Origin of the sequence: Collinsella sp. MSK.8.10 (genome assembly GCF_019041915.1) — a bacterium.
Classification (GTDB): domain Bacteria; phylum Actinomycetota; class Coriobacteriia; order Coriobacteriales; family Coriobacteriaceae; genus Collinsella.
Window position 1 is genome coordinate 46,555 of the sequence record NZ_JAHPYF010000002.1, and the last position, 21,004, is coordinate 67,558.

The 21,004-nt window shown below is 62.1% G+C and carries 17 protein-coding genes and 1 tRNA gene; 6 read left to right on the plus strand and 12 right to left on the minus strand.

Annotated elements, in window-relative coordinates:
• Positions 1-82: 82 nt before the first annotated feature.
• A complete protein-coding gene (locus KTF55_RS03340; RefSeq protein ID WP_217107922.1) occupies positions 83-682 on the plus strand; it encodes an HD domain-containing protein in 600 nt (199 codons plus the stop codon).
• A 70-nt stretch (positions 683-752) separates the two neighbouring features.
• Here the strand turns inward: KTF55_RS03340 and KTF55_RS03345 are convergent, their stop codons facing one another.
• Entirely contained in the window at positions 753-2,039 is a 1,287-nt protein-coding gene (locus KTF55_RS03345; protein WP_217107923.1) for a glutamate-5-semialdehyde dehydrogenase, read from the minus strand.
• A gap of 112 nt (positions 2,040-2,151) precedes the next feature.
• Here KTF55_RS03345 and KTF55_RS03350 point away from each other — a divergent pair, with 112 nt between their 5' ends.
• Positions 2,152-3,570 (plus strand): alpha/beta fold hydrolase, encoded by a 1,419-nt coding sequence (locus tag KTF55_RS03350; protein ID WP_254179344.1) that lies wholly within the window; start codon positions 2,152-2,154, stop codon positions 3,568-3,570.
• 99 nt (positions 3,571-3,669) lie between these two features.
• Here the strand turns inward: KTF55_RS03350 and proB are convergent, their stop codons facing one another.
• From proB to KTF55_RS03375, 5 genes are all read right to left on the minus strand, one after another.
• Positions 3,670-4,797, minus strand: a complete 1,128-nt coding sequence (proB, locus tag KTF55_RS03355; RefSeq protein ID WP_217107925.1) for a glutamate 5-kinase — start codon at positions 4,795-4,797, stop codon at positions 3,670-3,672.
• A gap of 79 nt (positions 4,798-4,876) precedes the next feature.
• Positions 4,877-6,382 carry a nicotinate phosphoribosyltransferase gene (locus KTF55_RS03360; protein ID WP_217107926.1) on the minus strand — a complete coding sequence of 502 codons (1,506 nt, stop codon included), beginning with the start codon at positions 6,380-6,382 and terminating at the stop codon, positions 4,877-4,879.
• Positions 6,383-6,466: 84 nt separating this feature from the next.
• Positions 6,467-6,925 (minus strand): hypothetical protein, encoded by a 459-nt coding sequence (locus KTF55_RS03365; protein ID WP_006235473.1) that lies wholly within the window; start codon positions 6,923-6,925, stop codon positions 6,467-6,469.
• A 64-nt stretch (positions 6,926-6,989) separates the two neighbouring features.
• Positions 6,990-7,062: transfer RNA gene (locus tag KTF55_RS03370), tRNA-Ala, on the minus strand.
• A 151-nt stretch (positions 7,063-7,213) separates the two neighbouring features.
• A complete protein-coding gene (locus tag KTF55_RS03375; RefSeq protein ID WP_006235472.1) occupies positions 7,214-8,152 on the minus strand; it encodes a radical SAM protein in 939 nt (312 codons plus the stop codon).
• A gap of 525 nt (positions 8,153-8,677) precedes the next feature.
• Here KTF55_RS03375 and KTF55_RS03380 point away from each other — a divergent pair.
• Positions 8,678-9,877 carry an MraY family glycosyltransferase gene (locus tag KTF55_RS03380; protein ID WP_022094798.1) on the plus strand — a complete coding sequence of 400 codons (1,200 nt, stop codon included), beginning with the start codon at positions 8,678-8,680 and terminating at the stop codon, positions 9,875-9,877.
• A 159-nt stretch (positions 9,878-10,036) separates the two neighbouring features.
• Entirely contained in the window at positions 10,037-11,086 is a 1,050-nt protein-coding gene (gene trpS / locus KTF55_RS03385) for a tryptophan--tRNA ligase (protein WP_217107927.1), read from the plus strand.
• A gap of 393 nt (positions 11,087-11,479) precedes the next feature.
• Here trpS and KTF55_RS03390 read toward each other — a convergent pair whose 3' ends face one another.
• From KTF55_RS03390 to pckA, 5 genes are all read right to left on the minus strand, one after another.
• Positions 11,480-11,800: an MGMT family protein gene (locus KTF55_RS03390; protein WP_217107928.1), complete on the minus strand. Its 321-nt coding sequence runs from the start codon at positions 11,798-11,800 to the stop codon at positions 11,480-11,482.
• A gap of 80 nt (positions 11,801-11,880) precedes the next feature.
• On the minus strand, positions 11,881-12,735 hold the full coding sequence (locus KTF55_RS03395) for a DegV family protein (RefSeq protein ID WP_217107929.1): 855 nt from the start codon (positions 12,733-12,735) through the stop codon (positions 11,881-11,883).
• A 119-nt stretch (positions 12,736-12,854) separates the two neighbouring features.
• A complete protein-coding gene (locus KTF55_RS03400) occupies positions 12,855-13,304 on the minus strand; it encodes a MarR family winged helix-turn-helix transcriptional regulator (protein WP_022093866.1) in 450 nt (149 codons plus the stop codon).
• Positions 13,305-13,468: 164 nt separating this feature from the next.
• Positions 13,469-14,188, minus strand: coding sequence for a B3/4 domain-containing protein (locus KTF55_RS03405; RefSeq protein WP_217107930.1), 720 nt, complete (start codon positions 14,186-14,188; stop codon positions 13,469-13,471).
• Between the two features lie 227 nt (positions 14,189-14,415).
• On the minus strand, positions 14,416-16,086 hold the full coding sequence (pckA, locus tag KTF55_RS03410) for a phosphoenolpyruvate carboxykinase (ATP) (RefSeq protein WP_217107931.1): 1,671 nt from the start codon (positions 16,084-16,086) through the stop codon (positions 14,416-14,418).
• 351 nt (positions 16,087-16,437) lie between these two features.
• Here pckA and KTF55_RS03415 point away from each other — a divergent pair, with 351 nt between their 5' ends.
• Positions 16,438-18,012 (plus strand): lipopolysaccharide biosynthesis protein, encoded by a 1,575-nt coding sequence (locus tag KTF55_RS03415; RefSeq protein WP_306794028.1) that lies wholly within the window; start codon positions 16,438-16,440, stop codon positions 18,010-18,012.
• 195 nt (positions 18,013-18,207) lie between these two features.
• Here the strand turns inward: KTF55_RS03415 and KTF55_RS03420 are convergent, their stop codons facing one another.
• Positions 18,208-19,047, minus strand: a complete 840-nt coding sequence (locus KTF55_RS03420) for a metallophosphoesterase family protein (protein WP_217107932.1) — start codon at positions 19,045-19,047, stop codon at positions 18,208-18,210.
• Between the two features lie 325 nt (positions 19,048-19,372).
• Here KTF55_RS03420 and KTF55_RS03425 point away from each other — a divergent pair, with 325 nt between their 5' ends.
• On the plus strand, positions 19,373-20,974 hold the full coding sequence (locus tag KTF55_RS03425) for a potassium/proton antiporter (protein ID WP_217108526.1): 1,602 nt from the start codon (positions 19,373-19,375) through the stop codon (positions 20,972-20,974).
• Positions 20,975-21,004: the final 30 nt, after the last annotated feature.

Consider the following 21,004-nt stretch of genomic DNA (forward strand, 5'->3'; position numbering starts at 1 on the left):
AGGGGACAGGCACCTTTGTGGTGGTTTTCTTGTTCTAGTAGTATTCATTCTCATCGATACCCACGAGCACAAGGAGTCTCTTATGGCAGAGCCGCTTACCGCCGGAATCACCCGCGACCGCGCGTTCGAACTGCTCAACGAGCACAATAAGGACCCGTTCCACATCACCCACGGCGAAACGGTCGAGGGCACCATGCGCTACTTTGCGCGCGAGTTCGACCCCGAGAACGAGGAGTTTTGGGGCATCGTCGGTCTGCTGCACGACCTAGATTGGGAGGAGCATGAGGACGACCCCATGAACCACACCATCTATGCGGCCGAGATCCTTGAAGGCGAGGGCGCCTCTCCCGATCTCATTCGCGCCATCCAGACGCACACGTCCGATTTCAACACCTCGCTGCCCAAGCCCGAGCTGCAGATGGAGAAGATCCTGTTTGCCTGCGACGAACTCACCGGCCTGATCGGAGCCGCCGTCGTCATGCGCCCGAGCAAGAGCGTCATGGACTTTACGACCAAGTCGCTCAAGAAGAAGTTCAAGGACAAACGCTTTGCCGCCGGCTGCTCGCGTGACGTGATTACGCAGGGTGCCGAGATGCTGGGCTGGGAGCTCCCCGAGCTCTTTGACCGCACCATCGCGGCCATGCAGTCCTTCGCCCCCGACCGCGATACCTTCCAGGCTTAATCGCCCACGCCACCTAAAACCACCACAAAGGGGACAGGCACCTTTGTGGTGGTTTTTGTTTGCGCGGGCGTTAGGGGCGGACCTGGCCGGTGCCTCGGAGCTTGTATTTGTAAGTGGTGAGGGCCTCGGCGGCGAAGGGGCCGCGGGCGTGGAGCTTTTGGGTCGAGATGCCGATCTCGGCGCCCAGGCCAAACTCGCCGCCGTCGGTGAAGCGCGTGCTGGCGTTGGCGTACACGGCCGAGGCATCGACCGCATCCAGGAAGCGCTCGCAAGCATCCGTGTCCTCGGCAACGATGGCCTCGGAGTGCATCGTGCCGTAGCGGTTGATGTGTGCGATGGCCTCGTCCTCGCTTGCCACGACCTTCACGCTCATCTCGAGCGCCAGGTACTCGCGACCCCAGTCCTCCTCAGTCGCGGCGACGTAGTCATCACCCTCGGCAAGCCCGGCATCGGCGCATGCGGCGCAGGTTGCCTCGTCGCCGTGAATGAGCGCGCCGTGGTCATGCAGCACGGCCACGACTGCGGGCAAAAACGCATCGGCCACAGCACGGTCGACCAGCAGCGACTCGGCGGCATTGCACACGCCTACGCGCTGGGTCTTGGCATTAACGATAATGTTGAGCGCCTTATCAAAGTCGGCGGATTCATGCACGTAGATGTGGCAGTTGCCCGTGCCCGTCTCGATCACCGGCACAAGCGACTCACGCACGCAGCGCTGGATCAGGCCTGCACCGCCGCGCGGAATGAGTACGTCGACAATACCGCGGAGCTTCATGAGCTCGCCAGTGGCCTCGCGGTCGGTGGACTCGATCATCGACACGGCCTCGCGCGGGAAGCCCTTGGCCTCGAGCGCATCGGCCAGCAGCTCGGCGATCATGGCACACGAGTGATAGGCCAGCGAGCCGCCGCGCAGAATGCAGGCGTTGCCGGTACGGATGCAGATGCCCGCGGCGTCGGCCGTCACGTTGGGGCGCGCCTCGTAGACCATAGCGACCAGGCCCAGCGGCACACTCACACGGGTCAGGTCCACGCCGCTTGCAAGCACGCGGTGGTCGAGCACGCGGCCCACGGGATCGGGCAGCTCGGCGAGCTTTTCCAGGCCGGCGGCCATGCCCTCGACGCGCTCGGGCGTCAGCAGCAGACGATCGAGCAGTCCGGCCGAGGTACCCGCATCGCGCGCGGCGGACATATCGAGCTCGTTGGCGGCGACGATGGAGTCGACACCGTTGCGCAGTGCTGCGGCCATGGCGCGCACGGCCTCCTGGCGCTGTTCATCGCTCGCCGTGGCAAGCGAGGCCGACGCTGCCTTGGCGGCAACGGCAAGATCGTGGACATACGTGGCTATATCGACCGACATGGGCGGCCCTTTCTCCTAGAAGTTTGCAACCATGGTAGCCGATTTGCACATGGCCTCGCCCGCGGCGGTAGAATTGGTCAACCCGAAACACCGCAACGAACGGAAGACTCACATGGCCCTCATCACTTCGTACCACGTCCCCGGCCTTTACGTCGAGGACCACAGCATCGACGTCCCCCTTGACTGGCGCGGCCTGGAGCCGATGCTCCTGGCCGTCGGCAGCACCATGCGCCGCGGCGCTATGCCGGCACCAATCGCCGGCGCGCCCGAGAGCATCAAGCTCTTCTACCGCGTGGTTTGCGCGCCCGACCGCATCAACGACGATCTGCCGCTGCTCCTGTTTTTGCAGGGCGGCCCCGGCGGCGAGAGCCCGCGTCCGCTGTCGCCCACAAGCGACGGCTGGATCGAGGAGGCCGTCAAGCATTTCCGCGTGGTCCTTCCCGACCAGCGCGGCACCGGACGCAGCAGCTGCGTGGACGGACGCACGATCAAGGCACTGGGTGATCGCGCAACGGCCGCCGGCGCCGATACAGCACGCTCGCAGGCGGACTTCCTCAAGCGCCACCTCGCCAGCTCCATCGTGCGCGATTTTGAATACCTGCGACTGGTGGGCTTTGGCGGCAAGCCGTGGGTCACACTCGGCCAGAGCTACGGCGGCTTTTTGACGCTGAGCTATCTGTCGCTCTTCCCCGAGGGCGTGGCGGCGAGCTTTACCTGCGGCGGAATCCCCCACGTGCCGGCGAGCGCAAGCGAGGTCTACGCGCATACCTTCCCGCGCATGGCCGCCAAGACGCAGCAGTATTATGACCGCTACCCCGCTGACGTCGAACGCGTGGCAGCCCTGGCCGATGCGCTCGAGGCTCAGAAGCCCGTGCTGCCCGACGGCTCGCCGATGACGGTCGAGCGCCTTCAGCTCATGGGCAGCGACTTTGGCATGAAGCCGAGCTTTGAGCGCATGCATTGGATTATCGATCACGCTTTTGTTGACGGCGACGGCACGCCGACCTGCGGCGCCTCGGTATCTGACAGCTTTTTGATGCGCGCCTTCGAGCGCACCAACACGCGTACAAACCCGCTGTACTGGACACTGCAGGAGTTCATCTACGCCGACGGCGACACCATGCCCATTGGCTGGGCCGCGGCTGAAGAGAAGGCTCACCGCGCCGAGTTCGACACCCTCGCGCGCCCGCTCATGTTTACCGGCGAGGCCATGTTCCCGTGGATGTTTGAGCAGATGCCCGAGCTTAAGCCGTTTAAGCCCGCCATGGACCTGCTGATGGAAGACACCAGCTGGGACAAGATCTACGACCCGCAGCGCCTGGCCTGCAACGAGGTGCCGCTCCAGGCCGCGGTGTATTTCGACGACATGTACGTGGATTCGAGCCTGCAGCTCGATACGCTCAGCCGCGTGGGCAACTCGCATGCCTGGGTGACCAACGAGTTCGAGCACGACGGCCTGCACGGCAGCGTGGTGTTCAAGCACCTCTTCGACGAAGCCCTCAACCGCGGAGACCTGCGCCGGATCTTCTAGCAAAGGGGCGTCCCCACCTGCCGGCACAAAAGGAACGTCCCCAAGTGCCGGCACGAGAAAGACAGCGCTGCGGGAAACGATCCGCAGCGCTGTCTTTCTTTATGCAAATACGATCAAGTTATCCCTGTGTATCGCCGGCTTCTCGGCCAGGTTAGCGAGCAGGCGGTTGCTGGCGATCTGGTCCTGGCGGCGGCCGGCGGCAAGTTCCAGCACGTCCGAATCGGCCTCGGCGATACCGCGGGCGACGACCATACCGCTCGGATCGCACACATCGAGCACATCGCCCTCGGCAAACTGGCCATCGACCTCGCGAATACCCACCGCAAGCAAGGAAGAGCCACGGCTGACCAGCGCCTTCGCGGCGCCGTCATCGACCGTTACCGAGCCATGCGCCTTGTCACCCAGCGCGATCCACAGCTTGCGGGGTGCGATGTCCAGACGCTCCGCCGGCGGATCGAACAGCGTGCCCACGCTCTCGCCGCGGGCGAGGCGCACGAGCGCATCGGGCTCCTCGCCCGAGCAAATCACGCTCTGAATGCCCGCCGTCATCAGGATGCGGCTCGCGCGGATCTTGGTAATCATGCCGCCCGTTCCCACCGATGTGGAAGAATCGCCCGCCGAGGCAATAATCTTGGCATCGATCTTATGCACGACAGGAACAAACTCGGCCGTGGGGTCCTCATGCGGATTGGCAGTATAGAGACCATCGATGTCCGAGAGCGTCACGCACAGATCGGCAGAAACCAGGCAGCTCACAAGCGCCGCCAGTGTGTCGTTGTCGCCAAACTTAATCTCATCGACGGTAACGGTATCGTTCTCGTTGACGACCGGCACCACGCCAAGCTCCACGAGGCGCAGCAGGGCGTCGCGCGCATGCAGGTAGGACGTGCGGCGGGCCGTGTCGTGGCGCGTGAGCAGTACGAGCGAGGTGAGCAGGTCGCGCGCATGGAACTCCTCGTCGTAGGCCGACGAGATGATGCACTGACCGGCCGAGGCGCAAGCCTGTAAGCTCGGCAGGTCACCGACCGGCTTGCGTTCGAAGCCCAGCACGGGATAGCCACAGGCGATAGCGCCCGAGCTCACCACGACCAGACGCCAGCCGAGCTTGCGCAGCGCTGCGGCCTGATCGGCAAGTCCGCCGATAAAGGCGCGGTTGACCTTGCCATCGGCACCCACCACCGTGGACGAACCGATCTTTACCACCATCGTTTTATAAGAAGTCGTCATACGTCAAACCAATCAACTGTTCAGCGAACGGCCGAGCTGGCGGCCAAGGGAGCGTGACTCGCCCCTACCGCCCAAGGAATTAGTGAGCCCAGGGAAAAGCAGAGGCCGCGGCCATGTTCTTGCGTACGAGCTCGTCGCGCACCTGAGCCAGGCCCTGCTCCATGCCCACCACATAGGTCTGCGGGTACAGGAAGCGCTTGAAAGCTGCGTCCAGATGATCGAGCGCCCAAGCACAGCGCTCGCGCGCGTCCTGGATGCTCTCACGCGGAGCCACCGCACTGCCATCGCGCACGATCGGCACCAGCAGCTCGCGATACTCAAGTTCGGACACGTCGGTCACCAGGGCGGCATCATTCACGGCCACGAGGGTATTGCCGCGCGCGGCGCCCTCCCCCGCCAGATGGTCCTCGTCGTAGATCATGTCGCAGACCGGGCCGCCAAAGCCGTCGTAATAACGGCGCACGCGTTGCACGCCCGGGATCGTGCGCTTATAGGGCTGCTCGGAGAGCTTGACCACCGGCGTCCATGGATCTGTCTCGCTCGCACGGCGGGCGGAAAGCTTGTACACGCCACCCAGCGCCGGCTGGTCATAGCAGGTCGCGAGCTTGGTACCCACGCCAAAGCTATCGATGGGCGCGCCCTGGTCCAGCAGCGACTGAATCGTGTACTCGTCAAGATCGTTGGAAACCGAGATCCCCACATAGGGCAGGCCCTCGGCATCAAAACGGCCGCGAACATACTTGGAGAGCTTGGCGAGGTCGCCGGAGTCGATGCGAATAGCCGACAGACGCTCGCCCACCGCCTCCATCTCCTTGGCAACCGTAATGGCATGCTCGCAGCCCTCGCGCACGTCATAGGTGTCGATGAGCAGCGTACAGTTCTTGGGGCTCGACTTGGCAAAGGCGCGGAAGGCCTCGAGCTCGGAATCGAAGCTCATCACCCAGCTGTGCGCATGCGTGCCAAAGACGGGAATACCATAGCGGCGGCCGGCGAGCACATTGGACGTAGAGGAGCAGCCGGCAACGTAGCTCGCGCGCGCAACGGCCAGGCCGCCATCGGGACCCTGGGCGCGGCGCAGGCCAAACTCCGCCACGGGGCGACCGTCGGCGGCGAGCACCACGCGCGCCGTCTTGGTGGCGACAAGCGTCTGGAACCCGACGATGTTGAGCAGCGCCGTCTCAAGCAGCTGGCACTCGAGCGCAGGACCGGTGACGCGCACCATGGGCTCGCGCGGAAAGACGAGCTCGCCCTCGGGGACGGCGTCGATATTTACATGCGCACGAAAATCGCGCAGGTAGTCGAGGAATGCGGACTTGAACATCGCGCCGCCGGCAGGGGCCTCAAGCGAGGCGAGGTAGTCGATATCCTCGGGCGTAAAGCGCAGGTTCTCGACGAGCTCGGGCAGCTCGGCGGTGCCACACATGACGGCATAGGCGCTGCCAAAGGGATGGTCGCGGTAAAACGCGGTAAAACAACCCTGCTCATTGGCCTTGCCGCTCTCCCACAGGCCCTGGGCCATAGTGAGCTCGTACAGATCGGTGAGCATTGCAATGTCGGTGGGATGCGAGATGTCGGTCAAAGCCATGGGGCGACCTTTCGGATGTGTGGTGCAGAATTTGAGGGTTGGACGAGAGCAGAGCATGCGGACATGACGCCCGATGCGAGTCGGTTAGAGCAGGCCCATGCTGGTCAGGATCGTGTAGCCCATAAAGATGACAAACGCGATGAGGGCAAGGACAATGATGATTTTTTGAGCCGGCGCCATGCCAGGGATCTCGTTCTCGCCCATAGGCTCCTTGGAGGTAACCATGCGCTGGGCAAAGGTCATCTCGTCACGGCTCGGCTTGGGCTCGACGGACTTGGGACGGGCGGCCTTTTTAGGCTGAGGTTTGGGCGCGGCAGGTGCAGGCTTCGCAGCAGCGGGCTTGGGTGCGGGCGCGGGCGCCGATGCGGATGCGGCGTTCGCGGCGGCCTCCTCGGCCTTCGCACGCTCGGCACGCAGGGCAGCCAGCTCCTCACGCTCGCGACGGGCCTCTTCCCGAGCCTCGCGGCGGGCCTTCTCAGCGCGGAGCTCTTCCAACTCGGCGCGCTCCTCGTCGGACAATGGTTGGGACTCAAGCTCGGCCATGATATAGCCCTTTCTTTTAAAAAAAGCCGCCGACACAATGTCAGCGGCTTATCAAATCCATGGGTGGAGACGAAGGGAGTCGAACCCTCGGCCTCTGCCATGCGACGGCAGCGCTCTCCCAACTGAGCTACGTCCCCAGGACAAGTCGATATTTTACCTACGGCTCGCCAACTGTCAACGCCCAATAACCAGTCTTTTTGGGACGCGGCTATTTTGACAACTTTTCGAACAGGCGATCCTCTCGATGATTTTTTAATCCCCGTCCCAGAAAAATCATCAGCGTGCGCTCTACTTTGCGCTGGTGAGGACGCCGGTGGTGTCGAAGGCGGGGGTGAAGCTCTCGTCTACCGCGCCGCCCTCTTGCCAGAACATCGTCGTAAAACCCAGGTCGTCGGCATGGTCGAGCACCTGCTCGTACTCCTCACGCGTCACGGCGCGTGCCAGGTCGCCGCCCTGCTCGCGCATGAGCGCATTGGGCGTGTACTGGTTCATAACCGAGATCGGCACGTCGCCCACCGTCTGCCACACCAGGTCCAGCACGCGACACGAATCGTCTGCATGCCCCGGAAGCACCAGGTGACGCACGATCATGCCACGCTTCATAAGCCCGTCCTCGTCCACCAACTCTCCCCCGCGGCGCTCGATCTCGCGCGCCATCTGGGCCAGACCCGACACGGCCACACGCGGGTAATCCTTTATATGGGAGAGCGACTGCGCAAGCCCGGCATCGGCATATTTAAAGTCGGTGAGCCACACATCGACCAGGTCGCCCAGCGCCGCCACGGCACTCGCGCGCTCGTAACCACTCGTGTTGTAGACGATTGGGATAACCAGTCCGCGCGCCCGTGCCGCGGCAATCGCGGCAGGCAACAGGTGCGCATAGTGCGTCGCCGTCACCAAATTGATGTTGTTGGCACCCTGGTCCTGCAGTTCCAGCATAATCTCGACCAGGCGCTCAGGCGAAATCTCAAGGCCAAAATTGCCGGTCGAGATCTCGTGGTTCTGGCAGTAGATACATTTGAGCGAGCAGCCGCTAAAGAAGATCGTGCCCGAACCGGCCTCGCCCGAGATAGGCGGCTCCTCCCACATATGAAGCGCGGCGCGGGCCACCTTGAGCGTGTCGTTAGCACCGCAGACGCCGTGCGCGCCCTCATCGCGCGCCGCACCGCAACGGCGCGGACACAAATGGCAGGCGGGCGAAAAAAGTTCGGTCAACGACGTCGGCATAAAACCATGCTCCAAAACAACGATTCAGCAGCTCAAACGTAAAGGGATCAACCCCACAGACGGCTCGAGCCCAAGGCGCCGTAATCGTCCGACACGATTTTTGTAATGTCAAGACTGGAATCGATAAAGTGCCGCTTTATGATGTAGGTATTCCGCCCCCCGCGGAGCAACTGGGTGAACCGTCGCGTTTATTTAGGGAGCCCACACAGTCGTACCTAGTACAGGTATCCTTCGTTGTTAAGGACGCTGGAACAGTCGATGAGGGCACCCACCTGTTTTAGGTGGGTTCATTTTCGTAACGTGGGGGGTGGTTTTCTTTTGCCGAAAATCACCATTACAGTCCATATGGATCCCCGCCGGCATCCCGACAAGCCATCGACAACATCCCAATATCTGGTAAGCGCGTGATTATCGCTGCGTGCAATTCCATGCACCCCCCTTGGTCGAGTATTATGGTTCGGCTATGCCCTTTGCGCATGGCGTTCTTCTGACCTTTTCCTTCGACGCTTGGCGGTTTTTAGATTCATGGCTTCATCCCCGAGCTACATACCGTACCTATGCGTGGCAGCGGCGGCCTTTATCACGACCTTCCTCACGGTACCCCTGGTCAAGCGCCTGGCAATCAAGCTCGACGCCGTCGACTATCCTTCTAAGCGCCGCATCAACACCAAGCCCATCCCGCGTTTGGGCGGAACGGCGGTGTTTTTGGGCCTGGTCGTCGCCTGCACTGTGCAAATCCTAGGCACCTGGTACCTGGGTTGGCCGCCCGTTTTGGTGCCCCACCCCCGTCTGCACATCAGCTACCCCATACTTGCGCTTTCTTTTACCGTTATCTTTGCGACCGGCGCCATCGACGACGTCTTCCAGCTCACGCCCAAGCAAAAGCTGGCCGGACAGGTCCTCGCCGCGCTTATCGCCTGCATGGGCGGCCTGCGGATCGGCGTCATCGTCAACCCGTTTGCTCCCGGCGAGATCATGCTCGGATGGCTCGCCTACCCCATTACCGTGATCTATCTGGTGGCATTCACCAACATCATTAACCTCATCGACGGCCTCGACGGCTTGGCCACGGGCATCTGCGGCATCGCATCGTTCACCATGTTTTCGATGGCTGTTCTCTCGGGCCGCATCGACGCCGCCGCGCTCTCCATTGCGCTCTTTGGCGCCTGTCTGGCCTTTTTGCGCTACAACTTCAACCCCGCAAGTATCTTCTTGGGCGACTCGGGGTCGTTGCTTCTGGGCTTTGCGCTGGGCTCCATCTCGCTGCTCAACGTGAGCCGCACCGCCGCACTCACCTCGCTTATCATCCCGCTCATCGTTGCCGGCGTGCCTATCATCGACACGTTTAGCGCCATCGTGCGCCGCAAGCGCGCCCACATTAGCATCGGGCAGGCCGACAAGGGCCACATCCACCACCGCCTGATCCAAGAAGGCTACAACCAAAAACAGGCTGTGCTGCTCATCTATGCCTGGTGCATCATGCTTTCGGCCGGCGCCGCCGCGATTAACCAGGTCGAGGTGCCCATGCGCGTGCTCATCTTTACCGTGCTCGCCATTGGCTCGGCGGCCTTCGCCAAGCACCTGCACCTGTTTGAGCCCGTGCTGCGCCACCATTACAACAAGCGCACGCACGAGGACGAGCTCGTCACCCCCGACGACCCCGCCTTTAAGCAGGAGGAGCAGGCAGCTGAGGAACGTAAGGAAGAGCGCCACCACAAGCTCTAGGGCAAGCTGCCGAGGATGTGCCAAGGCGTTGGCAGCCGTTCGCGCGAACGCCGCGGCGGACTTGAAAGCCGGCCCCTGGCAGTCCCTCACCCACTCACGCCCACCCCTCTCAATAAACACGCTATCATCAAAACCTGCGAACGAACGTTAGGAGCAATCATGCCAAACGAGAACAGCTACGAAGTCGCGCTGCAAAAGAGCAACGCCATTCGCGAGGGCCTGACCAAGACGCCCGAGAAGTTCACCATGCTTACCGGCGACCGCCCCACCGGCCGTCTGCACCTGGGTCACTACTTTGGCACCCTCAAGGGCCGCGTGGAGCTGCAGAACATGGGCGCCAGGACCAACGTACTCATCGCCGACTACCAGGTCATCACCGACCGCGACACCACCGAGCACATCCAGGACAACGTGTACAACATGGTCATGGACTACCTTGCCTGCGGCATCGACCCCGACAAGACCATGATCTACGCGCACTCCGCCGTGCCCGCCGCCAACCAGCTCATGCTGCCGTTCCTGTCGCTGGTGTCCGAGGCCGAGCTGGCGCGCAACCCCACGGTCAAGGCCGAGATGGAGGCCTCGGGGCACGAGCTCACCGGCCTTCTGCTCACCTACCCGGTGCACCAGGCCTGCGACATCCTGTTCTGCAAGGGCAATGTGGTGCCCGTCGGCCGCGACCAGCTGCCGCACATCGAGCTCACCCGCACCATCGCCCGCCGCTTTAACAACCGCTACGGCAAGGTGTTCCCCGAGGTCGACGCGCTGCTGTCCGAGACCCCGCTGCTGCCCGGCCTGGACGGTCGCAAGATGAGCAAGAGCTACGGCAACGCCATCAACATCTCGATGACCGCCGAGGAGACGGCCAAGCGCATCAAGAAGAGCCAGACCGACTCCGAGCGCATGATCACGTTCGATCCCGAGAACCGCCCCGGCGTGTCCGGCCTGCTTTCGACGGCCGCCATCTGCACCGGCCGTTCCGAGGTCGAGATTGCCGAGGAGATTGGCATGGGCGGCTCCGGCCAGCTCAAGAAGTACGTGACCGAGGCCGTCAACGAGTACTTCGCACCGATCCGCGAGCGTCGCCAGCGCTACGAGAACGATCTGGACTATGTGAAGGACGTCCTTCACGAGGGCAACCGTCGCGCCAACGAGATCGCCGATCAGACCCTGGCAGAGGTTCAGGACGCCATGGGCATGGTGTACTAGACCGATTTGCTGGCTTGAGCTTTCGATTGCTTTAGGGCGGGCGCTACGACGTCCGCCTTTTTCGGAGCCGGACTGCTTCGGCTCCGCCCATTGCACTCCCCCGATAAACAGGAACGGGCCCGCCGGCAGTCAGTTGCCGGCGGGCCCGTTCCCGAAGTACACCGTTGAATCGCACAGAGGGGAGGAATGCGAATCAAACTCAACAGGGCAGGCTTTTTCATCGCCTATTGCCTGCTCCGTTGCTGAAACCAATATAGTTCACCGTGGTTTACTTTGCAGGATCAATATCCGCCGCCATAGCTTCTCCATAAGTTAGCCCCGGTAAACCTGAAACAGAAAACCACCACAAAGGGGACAGGCACCTTTGTGGTGGTTCTGGCCACGGCAGAGCTGTTAGAGTCCGGCAGGCCAACGACAGACGGCCAGGTCGACGTGCATGTCGTCCTTAAACGCCACACCCTCCCCTAGCAAAAGCTCACGTTGAGCATCGGGACCGCCAAAAGCAAAACCCTCGCATATGCGCCCGTCGGCAAACACCACGCGGTGACAGGGAATCTCGCCGGGGCGCGGATTGCTATGCAGGGCATACCCCACATACCGCGCACTTCGTGGTCGACCGGCAAGCAGCGCCACCTGACCATACGTGGCGACCATCCCCTCGGGGATCTGCTCGACCACCTCGTACACCCGTTCAAAAAAGCCCTCAGACGCCATTGCTCGCTCCCTTCTACCCTGAAAAGCATAAACCACCGCAAAGGGGACAGGCACCTTTGTGGTGGTTTATGGCAGGTCGGTTAGTTGGCGGGCTGGAAGAAGGCTACGGCTACGGCGCCAGGGCCTACGTGGGTACCGATGGTGGCGCCGATGGTGTGAACGGGCAACTCGCCCTCGGTGTGGCCAGCCCAAAGTGCCGCGCTGTCCTCGATATACTTCTTGAGCACCGCATCCGAAAGACCCGTATAGCCGAGCGCCAGCGGCATGGAAAAGTCGATGCCGCCCGCCTTTTCGACCTTTTGGTTCAGCAGGTTGCGGCCGTTCTTGGAACCGCGCGCCTTGCCCAGCTGCACGATCAGACCGTCCTCGACAGCCACCACAGGCTTTACGTTGAGCAGCGTGCCCACGGCGCCGGCCGCAGCAGACAGACGACCGCCGCGCACCAGGTACTCCAGCGTCTCGAGCAGGCCGATGACGACCACGCGGTCACGGACGGCCTCGACGGCCGCCGCGATCTGGGCCGCACTACGGCCCTCGTTCACCAGGCGCAGGGCATACTCGACCAGGACACGCTCGCCCAGAGTGACGTTATTGCTATCCACCACGTACACGTCGCCGCCCGGCGCCTCGGCAAGTGCGGTACGGGCACTCTGATTTGTACCCGAAAGCTTAGCGCCCACGGTAATAATCACGGCCTCGTCGCCGGCCTCACGCGCCTCGGCGATGGCCTGCGAAAACGCGTACGGGTTGACCTGGCCGGTCTTGGGCAGCTCATCGCGCTCCACGAGCATCTCGTAAAAGCGCTGGTGATCGATGTCGATGCCATCCATGTACACATCGGTGCCAAAGGTGACGGACAGCGGCAAAACGGCCAGTGCTGGGTGCTCGGCCGGCGACATATCGCTTGCGGAATCGGTAATAATGCGGACGGACATAGCGAATCCTTTCTTGCGCAGGTCCCGCGCAGGGAATTTTGACAGCAAGGCCCCGGCACGGTATACGCGCTCAAACGGGACTATGCAGTTGTTAATGGGAAGCAAATACCTTGGCGGCCTTAGATCTCGCGCAAGGTATTGAGAATCGTGCGCAGCGACGCGTACATCTGCTCGCGCTGCTCCACGCCCATGGCCTTACCGGTGGTGTCGAGCACTTCGCGAATGATGCGATCGGCCTCGCTCATGCTCTCGCCGCCCAGGGCAGTCAGGCGCACCGGGGCACGGTACTTGACGGCCGCATCACCCGAGTCATCGACCTCGACGTAGCCGCCCTCCTCCAGATGTGCCAGTGTGCGCGAAACGGCGGCTCGGGTAACGCCGGCCATGCGGGCGAGGTCGGCGCCAGTCAGGCCGTCCTTGCTGCGCTCAAGATAGTACAGGCACATGACGTCGGAGCCCTTGAGGCCCAGCCTTGCACCTTCGGACGTCTTGATGCGCTGAATCTCCTTGTAGAGCCCGCTGATCAGTCCGACAAAGTCCTCGAAACGTGTCTCGTCGTTCTGCTGCATGGGAGACGACCGCCTTTCGCTTGCATAATGCTTACGGGTAAACATCTTAGTCGCATAAGGCGACACCCGTACCCAAATACCCCATTTGTTAACCCATCAACATAAAAACCACCACAAAGGGGACAGGCACCTTTGTGGTGGTTTGCGTAGTGGTTTGGACCGAGTTACAGTTCTACGCGCGGGTTATCGCGAGTCACAAGCGTCTTAACAAGAACGTTGGCGCCCAAATAGTGCTCAAGAAGCTCGGCCAAGCGATCGATGGCGGCCTGACAGTCCTCCATGCGCTCGGGCTCAACACATTCAATCGCCAAAAACGCGTCGGCCGAATCGTCGGACAGAGCCGTTCGAACGCCGTCGCGCCAGTTCCAGCAGCGGCACACGGCGCCCGCATCGTCGATGTAGGCCAGCTCGCCGGGCAGCGTCGGGTCATCCGCTTCCTCGCCAAGCGGCAAGAACGCATCGCCACCATCGGTCACCTTCAAGCGAAGATCTCCCTCAATCGCATGCAGGTCCTCGCCGCCAACGGGCAGCGCATAAGTCAACGAAATCGTGTTGTAGATATCCACCGCCGGTGTGATGTGGCCGACCGGCTTGCCTTTGAGCACGCGCTTGAGCAGGTTCTCAACTGAGCAACGCGCGCCCTTCTTGGTCTTGAACAGGCGATACGCCTCGCGCCATGCCTTAACCGGCGCGTTCTCGCTGATAGTGTCGCTGGTCAGATGACGCTCCGCATCGATATTGGCGCGGTCGAGCAACGCCGCAATCGCATCCACGTCCTCTTGAGGAATCTGAGCCGTGGGCTTCATGCCCTCCACGACCACAACACCGACCGCTGCCTGCGGAAACAGCTCCCAGAATGAATCCTCGGCAATAAAGCTCTTCATACGCTCTCCCTTCATTATGCGCGCCCGAGTGAGGGCGCCTAAACAAAAAGCGCCCTCACGACGGCCACCTTCAAAGTCCTACGGTGCCGTCACAAGAACGCTTGCGCTGTCCCCATCCGGAGAAGGGGACGATATGTCAGGCGTATTGTAACCCGAGTCATCCACGCGAGCAAAACCACCACAAAGGCGCCTGTCCCCTTTGTGGTGGATATGGACTCACGGCGAAGCTAGTGGCGAAGTCCCAGCAGGCCGCGGCCGCGATGACGGGCCTCAGCGGGCACCTGGGCGTGCGGGCCGGCGGCCTTGACGGACTCGGGCAGGTGCGAGTACTTCTTCTCGAAGTTCTCCTCGAACATCACGGCCAGGTTGTGCGCTGCCTCGTCGTAGCGAGCGGTGCTCTGCCAGTACTGGCGCGGCACCAGAATGCCGTCGGGCACACCGTGGCACGTGGTGGGAATGTCGACGTTAAAGATATCGTCATGCACGAACTCGCTGTCCTCGATGGTACCGTCGAGGGCACGGGCCACCAGGGCGCGCGTGTAGGCAAGCTCGATGCGATGGCCCACGCCATAACCGCCGCCGATCCAGCCGGTGTTGACCAGATAGACGCGGGTGCGACCGTCGGCGATGCGCTCGCCGAGCATCTTAGCGTAGACCATGGGGTCGAGCGGCATAAACGGCTCGCCAAACAGCGAAGAGAACGTGGGTGTGGGCTCGGTGACGCCGACCTCGGTGCCGGGAATCTTGGCCGTAAAGCCCGTCACAAAGTGATACATGGCGGCGTCGGCCGTCAGGCGCGAGATGGGCGGCAGCACGCCAAAGGCGTCGCAGGTCAAAAACAGCACGACGCTCGGGGTGGTGCCCATGCCCTTGGTCCACGCGTTGGGGATATGCTCGACGGGGTAGGCCACGCGCGTATTGTGCGTGATCGAGACGTCGTCGTAGTTAGGCTTGCGATTCTCATCGAGTACCACGTTTTCACAGATGGCGCCAAAGCGAACGGCGTTGAAGATCTCGGGCTCGTGGAACGCGTCCAGGCCCTCGCACTTGGCGTAGCAGCCGCCCTCGATGTTGAAGATGCCCATGTCGGACCAACCGTGTTCGTCGTCGCCGATCAGCAGGCGCGTGGGGTTGGCCGAAAGCGTAGTCTTGCCGGTGCCGGACAGGCCAAAGAACACGGCGGTCTCATGCGTGACGGGGTCCATACTGGCCGAGCAATGCATGGGCAGCACGTCGTCCTCGACGGGCAGCAGATAGTTCATGACGCTGAAGATGGACTTTTTGATCTCGCCGGAGTAGCCGGTGCCAGCGACCAGAATCACGCGCTCCTGAAAGTTGATGACCACGGCGGCGCTGGAGTTGAGGCCCTTGATGGCGGGATCGCACTGGTAGCCCGGCGCGGCGAGCACGCAGAAGTCCGGCTCACCGGTGCGTGCGATTTCGCGGGCAAGCGGGCGGGCGAGCATCTGCTTAATAAAAAGCGCCTGGCTGGCACGCTCGCAGGCGACAAGCAGGCGACGCGTATGATTGCGGTCGGCACCGGCCATACCGCGGGTGACGAACACATCGCGCTCGTTGAGATAGTCGACGATGCCGGCCTTGATGGCCTCGTAGCTCTCGACAGGCAGCGGGCGGTTGACGGCGCCCCAGGCGATCTTGTCGTGCACGTCGGGCGTGTCGGCGATAAAGCGGTCGTTGGGCGAACGTCCGGTACGCTCCCCCGTCTCGATCACCAGTGCGCCGTTGGAGGCCATGCGGCCTTCGTTGCGGCGGATGGCGTGCTCGACGAGCTCGGCTGCCGGCAGGTCAACCAGCAGGCGGGGCTGGTTCTCGGCAGGGTCTTCGACCAGCGTAATGCCAAAGTTGGATAGAACTTCTGCAGGGGTAACTCCTGGCATGGGGCCTCCTTTAAAAGCGCGACACGTGGACGCGGCGCGCACTTTACTCACGTAAAGCCCGTTGTACCCGATATGCAAAAACGTTTTTGCGGCAACAGCGAAGCGCCCGCTCAACGGTCAAAAATCGCACGCAAGCGGCCTAGTCATTGGGAACGTTCTTAAACGACTAGTCATTGGGGACGCTCTTGAACAGGCAACAGCCAAGGAGTGTTCCATGATGCCTGTACTTAGGGGCGTTCCTAAAGTGCCGACCACTGAATGGCGCCGCCGAAATTATTGAACAACCTGTTCAAAAACACGAGCAAACGCCGTCGAGTCTATACTAGAGCACAGTAATAGAAAGGAATCGTCTTGAGCATCACGCCCCTCGATAGCATCCGCCGCACCATCGCCCGCCGCAACGGCGTCACCGACCCCACCGTATCGGGCGGGGCGCACGGGCAAGGTGGACGCATCGAGAACGGTCTGTTCCCTGCATCGCACACCGCCGAGGAGCTCGCACGAATCCAAGAGCTAAGCCAGCGTAACGCTGGCGGTCCCGACAGCAGCCAGGCCACACGCCGTCGCCGCGAGCGCGATCGCCAGCCCGGCCCCATCCACCGCATGGTCAATGCCTGGTGGAACCGCCTGCTCGGAGCCGTCTACGGCGGCGGCTTCTCCATGCAAGAAGCCGAGTACGAAGATCACGCCACCCGTCGCGACTACCTTTGGAATACTCTGGGCACCGCTGTATGGGGCATGGCGTTTCCGCTGCTCACCATTGTGTCGACACAGCTCGTGGGCGCCGAGGAAGCCGGCAAGTTTTCCATCGCCTTTGTCACCGGCACGCTCATCATGATCGCGTGCAACTACGGCGTGCGCAACTTTCAGGTCTCGGACATCGACGAAAAAACCTCCTTCGCCTCCTACCAGCTCAACCGCTGGCTTTGCGGAGCGCTCGCGCTAGCATGCGGACTGGTATACAGCAGCGCCCGCGGCTATGACGCGCAGATGGCCACGATCGGCCTGGGCGTCTACCTGTATAAGGTGATCGACGGCATCGCCGACGTATACGAGGGCCGCCTGCAGCAGGCCGACAAGCTCTACCTGGCCGGCATGAGCCAAACGCTGCGCTCCGCCGGCGTCATCGCGGTCTTTAGCGTGGCACTGTTCCTCACGCGCAGCATGCCTATCGCGGCCATGGCCATGGGTGTCACCGCCATCGCCTCGCTCGTGCTGGTCACCGCGCCGCTCGCCCTGCTCGAAACCGAAAAATCACGCCGCGTGAGTCTGCGCGAGGCTGGCCACCTGTTTGTCCAGTGCGCCCCGCTCTTTGGTGCGCTGTTCCTGTTCAACCTTATCGAGAGCATGCCCAAGTTCGTGATGGAGGGCACGCTGGCCTACAAGTATCAGCTGTACTTTAATGCCCTGTTCTTTCCGGCGCAGGCCATTTTGTTGAGCATCGGATTTATCTACAAACCGCAGCTCCTGCGTCTGTCGAGCATTTGGGCGAATCCGCGCAAGCGTCGCCGCTTTGACCTAATTATTGTTGCCGTTATGGCACTGATCGTGGTCATTACCGGAGCATGCGCCGCATTTATGGCAGGCCCCGGCATCCCCATCATGAGCTTTATGTACGGCCTTAACTTTGAGCGCTACCGCACGCTGGCGCTGCTAATGGTTGTCGCCGGCGGCGTCACCGCGGCAATCGACTTTATCTACGCCATCATCACGGTGTTGCGCCACGCCGGCGACGTCACCAGGATCTACCTAATCTGCTTCGCCGTAAGCGTGGTGCTGCCGGTGATTCTGATTAAGCTGCTGGGTCTGATGGGCGCTGTGGTGAGCTACCTAGCCATCATGGCCCTACTCCTGGTGCTACTGATTATCGAGTACGCCCACATCCGCCAACGCATCGAACGCGACCGCAACCCATACGGCGCCTAATTCGAATCAATTTGAAGAAAAGAAACGTCGATGTTTTGGCACCGACAGCGAGCAGTCTCGAAGTGCCCCAGGTTGGCGCGAAAGAGGAGCGACGCGTACTTCTGTACGCGAGCGACGGTTTGAGCGACAAGATGGGGTGCTTCGGGGCTGCGCAGCGTCAACGTGACCGCCGTTCGGTAGAACGGCGGAACAAGGTTATTCGCCCGGGTTGATGTTCGCATAGAACTCCGCACCGTCATCCAGACGCAGGATCCCAACGCGGCCGAACTCGGAGCCGGTGGCGGCGGCGCAGTCGATGTCGATGCGATCGGGCACGCCGGCGGTATCCTCGCCGCCCAGGCGCACAATCTGCCCACGGCCGGACTCCTCATCGAGCCCCGCCAGGCCGCCGACCTCGCAATAACGCCCAAGCGACACCGTGGGCGTGTGGCCGCTCACCACGACCGGGCCCTTGCCCTCGGCAGAAAGCAGCCCCGTCGGCGCATCCCAATAACCATGGCGAATCCACAGCAGGTCATCGGACGACTGCACCGCAAGCATCTGCTGCAGTAGCTCGCGATCGGCATCCACCGCTCCCGCACCATCGGCACAATCAACCCCGTGTTCAAGCAAAAACGCCCGCGCCGCCTCGGTTTGGATGCCGGCATGTACCAACAGGTACGGACGCTCGTCAGTCTCGGCCACCGCGTAGAGCGGCAGCGTCGCCATCCAACGCACAAGCTCCTCGTACGCCTCGAATTCCATATCGTTGAGCTGCTGACGGGTGGTCCAACCGCCGTTGATATCCCAGGTCTCGGCATCGAGCGGATCCTGGCCAATGATGGCGTCGAGCATGATCTGCTCGTGATTGCCCTTGAGCACGCGAGCGTTGGGTAGCGAGCGCACGAGCTTAATAACGCCGACCGGATCGGGCCCGCGATCGATCATGTCGCCCAGCAAATACAGCGTATCGTCGGACGCCAGCGAAATCTTGGACAGGGCCTCGTCAAGCGCACGCACGTGCCCGTGAGCATCGGATGTCACATAGATCGCCATGAAACGCCTCTCTTTACATTGGTGCCGAAGCCCGGAGCCGCAACTAAAACTTCAAGTTGAACTTAAACGTTACCCATTGTACTCCGTAGCAATAAAGCTGGAAAGGGTTGCATACCGTCAACGGTCGCCGGCGCACGCCTGCCAACCCGCACCGCTCACGCCACGCCGTCTGACACAGCGCCCCGACCAGCGTCGCACACACCGCAGCCTCGTGTCGAAAATGCGCATGCCAGCAATCCAAGCCCATAAACCCACCATCTTTGGGTACAAATAACCGCAGACAACTGACCGTGCCACGCCAACCACCCAGGAGCGGACACTATCCATGAACCAGATCCTTCTCTTTATCGGCCTCGTCATCATTCTGTGCCTGACCATCAAACCTGTCGGAAAAAAGCTCCCCTTCCCCACCCTGCTCATCTTTATCGTGCTCGGCATGCTGCTGGGCGTCAACGGCCCGGCGCGCATCGACTTTAGCGACTACGCGCTCACCGAAACCGTCTGCGGCACGGCGCTGCTGTTCATCATGTTCTATGGCGGCTTTAACACCAACATCGACCGCGCCAGACCCGTCTCCGTGCCCGCGGTGCTGCTGAGCACACTCGGTGTCGTCATCACCGCTGGCATCACCGGCGTGTTCGCGCACTTTGTACTGGGCTTCGACTGGATCGGCGGCCTGCTGCTGGGATCGGTCGTGGCATCCACCGACGCGGCCAGCGTCTTTAGCGTGCTGCGCGAGCACAACCTTTCGCTGAGAGGCGGCACCGACTCGCTGCTCGAGGTCGAATCGGGCTCCAACGACCCCGTCGCTTACATGCTCACCGCCGTGCTCGCGACCCTCGCGGCGGGCGGCGACGTTAACATCCCCGTGCTGCTGGCCAAGCAAATCATCCTAGGCGTGGGGCTGGGTCTTGCCATTGGCTGGACATCCAGCCGCTTGATCGAACGCGCGCAGGCAACAGCCGAGGGTGCGCAGACCATCTTCTTGTTCGCCGTGGCAATCGTCGCCTACGCGCTGCCGAGCTACCTGGGCGGCAACGGCTTTTTAGCCGTGTACCTTGCCGGCATTGTGCTAGGCGCGAGCGACATCACCGGCAAGGTCGAACTGGCGCACTTCTTCGACACCCTCACCGAGATGGCCGAGATGACCATCTTCTTCTTGCTCGGCCTGCTCGTGACGCCCGCACGCCTGCCGCAAATGCTGCTGCCGGGCCTGGCGCTCATGGCGTTTATGCTCTTTGTGAGCCGCCCCATTGCCGTTGGCATGCTACTGCCGCCCTTTAAGACGACCCCTCGCCAGGTCGCGCTCGTAAGCTGGGCGGGCCTGCGTGGCGCGGCTTCGGTCGTCTTTAGCCTCTTTGCCGTGGTGTCCGGCGTTCCCGGTGGCCACGACCTATTTGACCTGGTGTTTGTGATCGCCGTGTCGAGCATTGTGGTGCAGGGCTCGCTGCTGCCGGCAGTGGCGAAGAAACTCGACATGATCGACGCGGAAGGCGACGTGCGCCGCACCTTTAACGACTACCGCGACGAGGACGGCATGTCGTTTGTCAAGCTCAAGGTGGGTGCGGGCCATCCGTTTGCCGGTCGCTCGCTCGCGGATATTGGCAGCGCGACGGACATGCTGGTGGTCCTGGTGCTGCGCGACGGTGCGCACCCGGTGCTGCCCAACGGCGATACCGTAATTGAAGAAGGCGACCTTCTGGTTATGGCCGCGCCGACGTTTGAAGAGCGTGCCGAGGTTACGCTGCGCGAGGTCACCGTGACACCCCACGGCCGCCTGGCCGGCCAGCGCCTGCGCGATGTGCCGCAGGGCAAGCGCCCCTTTATCGTCGTGATGCTCAAGCGCGAAGGTCAAACGATCATCCCCGACGGCAACACCCTCATATACGCCGGCGACGAAGCCGTCATTGCCACCCTGGCGTCGTAGCCATCCCCACCCATAAGTTGCGGTGAAATA

Excerpts from the sequence above, each read along its gene's own strand:
- KTF55_RS03340 (WP_217107922.1), top strand. The coding sequence starts at position 83 with ATGGCAGAGCCGCTTACCGCCGGAATCACCCGCGACCGCGCGTTCGAA.
- KTF55_RS03345 (WP_217107923.1), bottom strand. The coding sequence starts at position 2,039 with ATGTCGGTCGATATAGCCACGTATGTCCACGATCTTGCCGTTGCCGCC.
- KTF55_RS03350 (WP_254179344.1), top strand. The coding sequence starts at position 2,152 with ATGGCCCTCATCACTTCGTACCACGTCCCCGGCCTTTACGTCGAGGAC.
- proB (WP_217107925.1), bottom strand. The coding sequence starts at position 4,797 with ATGACGACTTCTTATAAAACGATGGTGGTAAAGATCGGTTCGTCCACG.
- KTF55_RS03360 (WP_217107926.1), bottom strand. The coding sequence starts at position 6,382 with ATGGCTTTGACCGACATCTCGCATCCCACCGACATTGCAATGCTCACC.
- KTF55_RS03365 (WP_006235473.1), bottom strand. The coding sequence starts at position 6,925 with ATGGCCGAGCTTGAGTCCCAACCATTGTCCGACGAGGAGCGCGCCGAG.
- KTF55_RS03375 (WP_006235472.1), bottom strand. The coding sequence starts at position 8,152 with ATGCCGACGTCGTTGACCGAACTTTTTTCGCCCGCCTGCCATTTGTGT.
- KTF55_RS03380 (WP_022094798.1), top strand. The coding sequence starts at position 8,678 with ATGGCTTCATCCCCGAGCTACATACCGTACCTATGCGTGGCAGCGGCG.
- trpS (WP_217107927.1), top strand. The coding sequence starts at position 10,037 with ATGCCAAACGAGAACAGCTACGAAGTCGCGCTGCAAAAGAGCAACGCC.
- KTF55_RS03390 (WP_217107928.1), bottom strand. The coding sequence starts at position 11,800 with ATGGCGTCTGAGGGCTTTTTTGAACGGGTGTACGAGGTGGTCGAGCAG.
- KTF55_RS03395 (WP_217107929.1), bottom strand. The coding sequence starts at position 12,735 with ATGTCCGTCCGCATTATTACCGATTCCGCAAGCGATATGTCGCCGGCC.
- KTF55_RS03400 (WP_022093866.1), bottom strand. The coding sequence starts at position 13,304 with ATGCAGCAGAACGACGAGACACGTTTCGAGGACTTTGTCGGACTGATC.
- KTF55_RS03405 (WP_217107930.1), bottom strand. The coding sequence starts at position 14,188 with ATGAAGAGCTTTATTGCCGAGGATTCATTCTGGGAGCTGTTTCCGCAG.
- pckA (WP_217107931.1), bottom strand. The coding sequence starts at position 16,086 with ATGCCAGGAGTTACCCCTGCAGAAGTTCTATCCAACTTTGGCATTACG.
- KTF55_RS03420 (WP_217107932.1), bottom strand. The coding sequence starts at position 19,047 with ATGGCGATCTATGTGACATCCGATGCTCACGGGCACGTGCGTGCGCTT.
- KTF55_RS03425 (WP_217108526.1), top strand. The coding sequence starts at position 19,373 with ATGAACCAGATCCTTCTCTTTATCGGCCTCGTCATCATTCTGTGCCTG.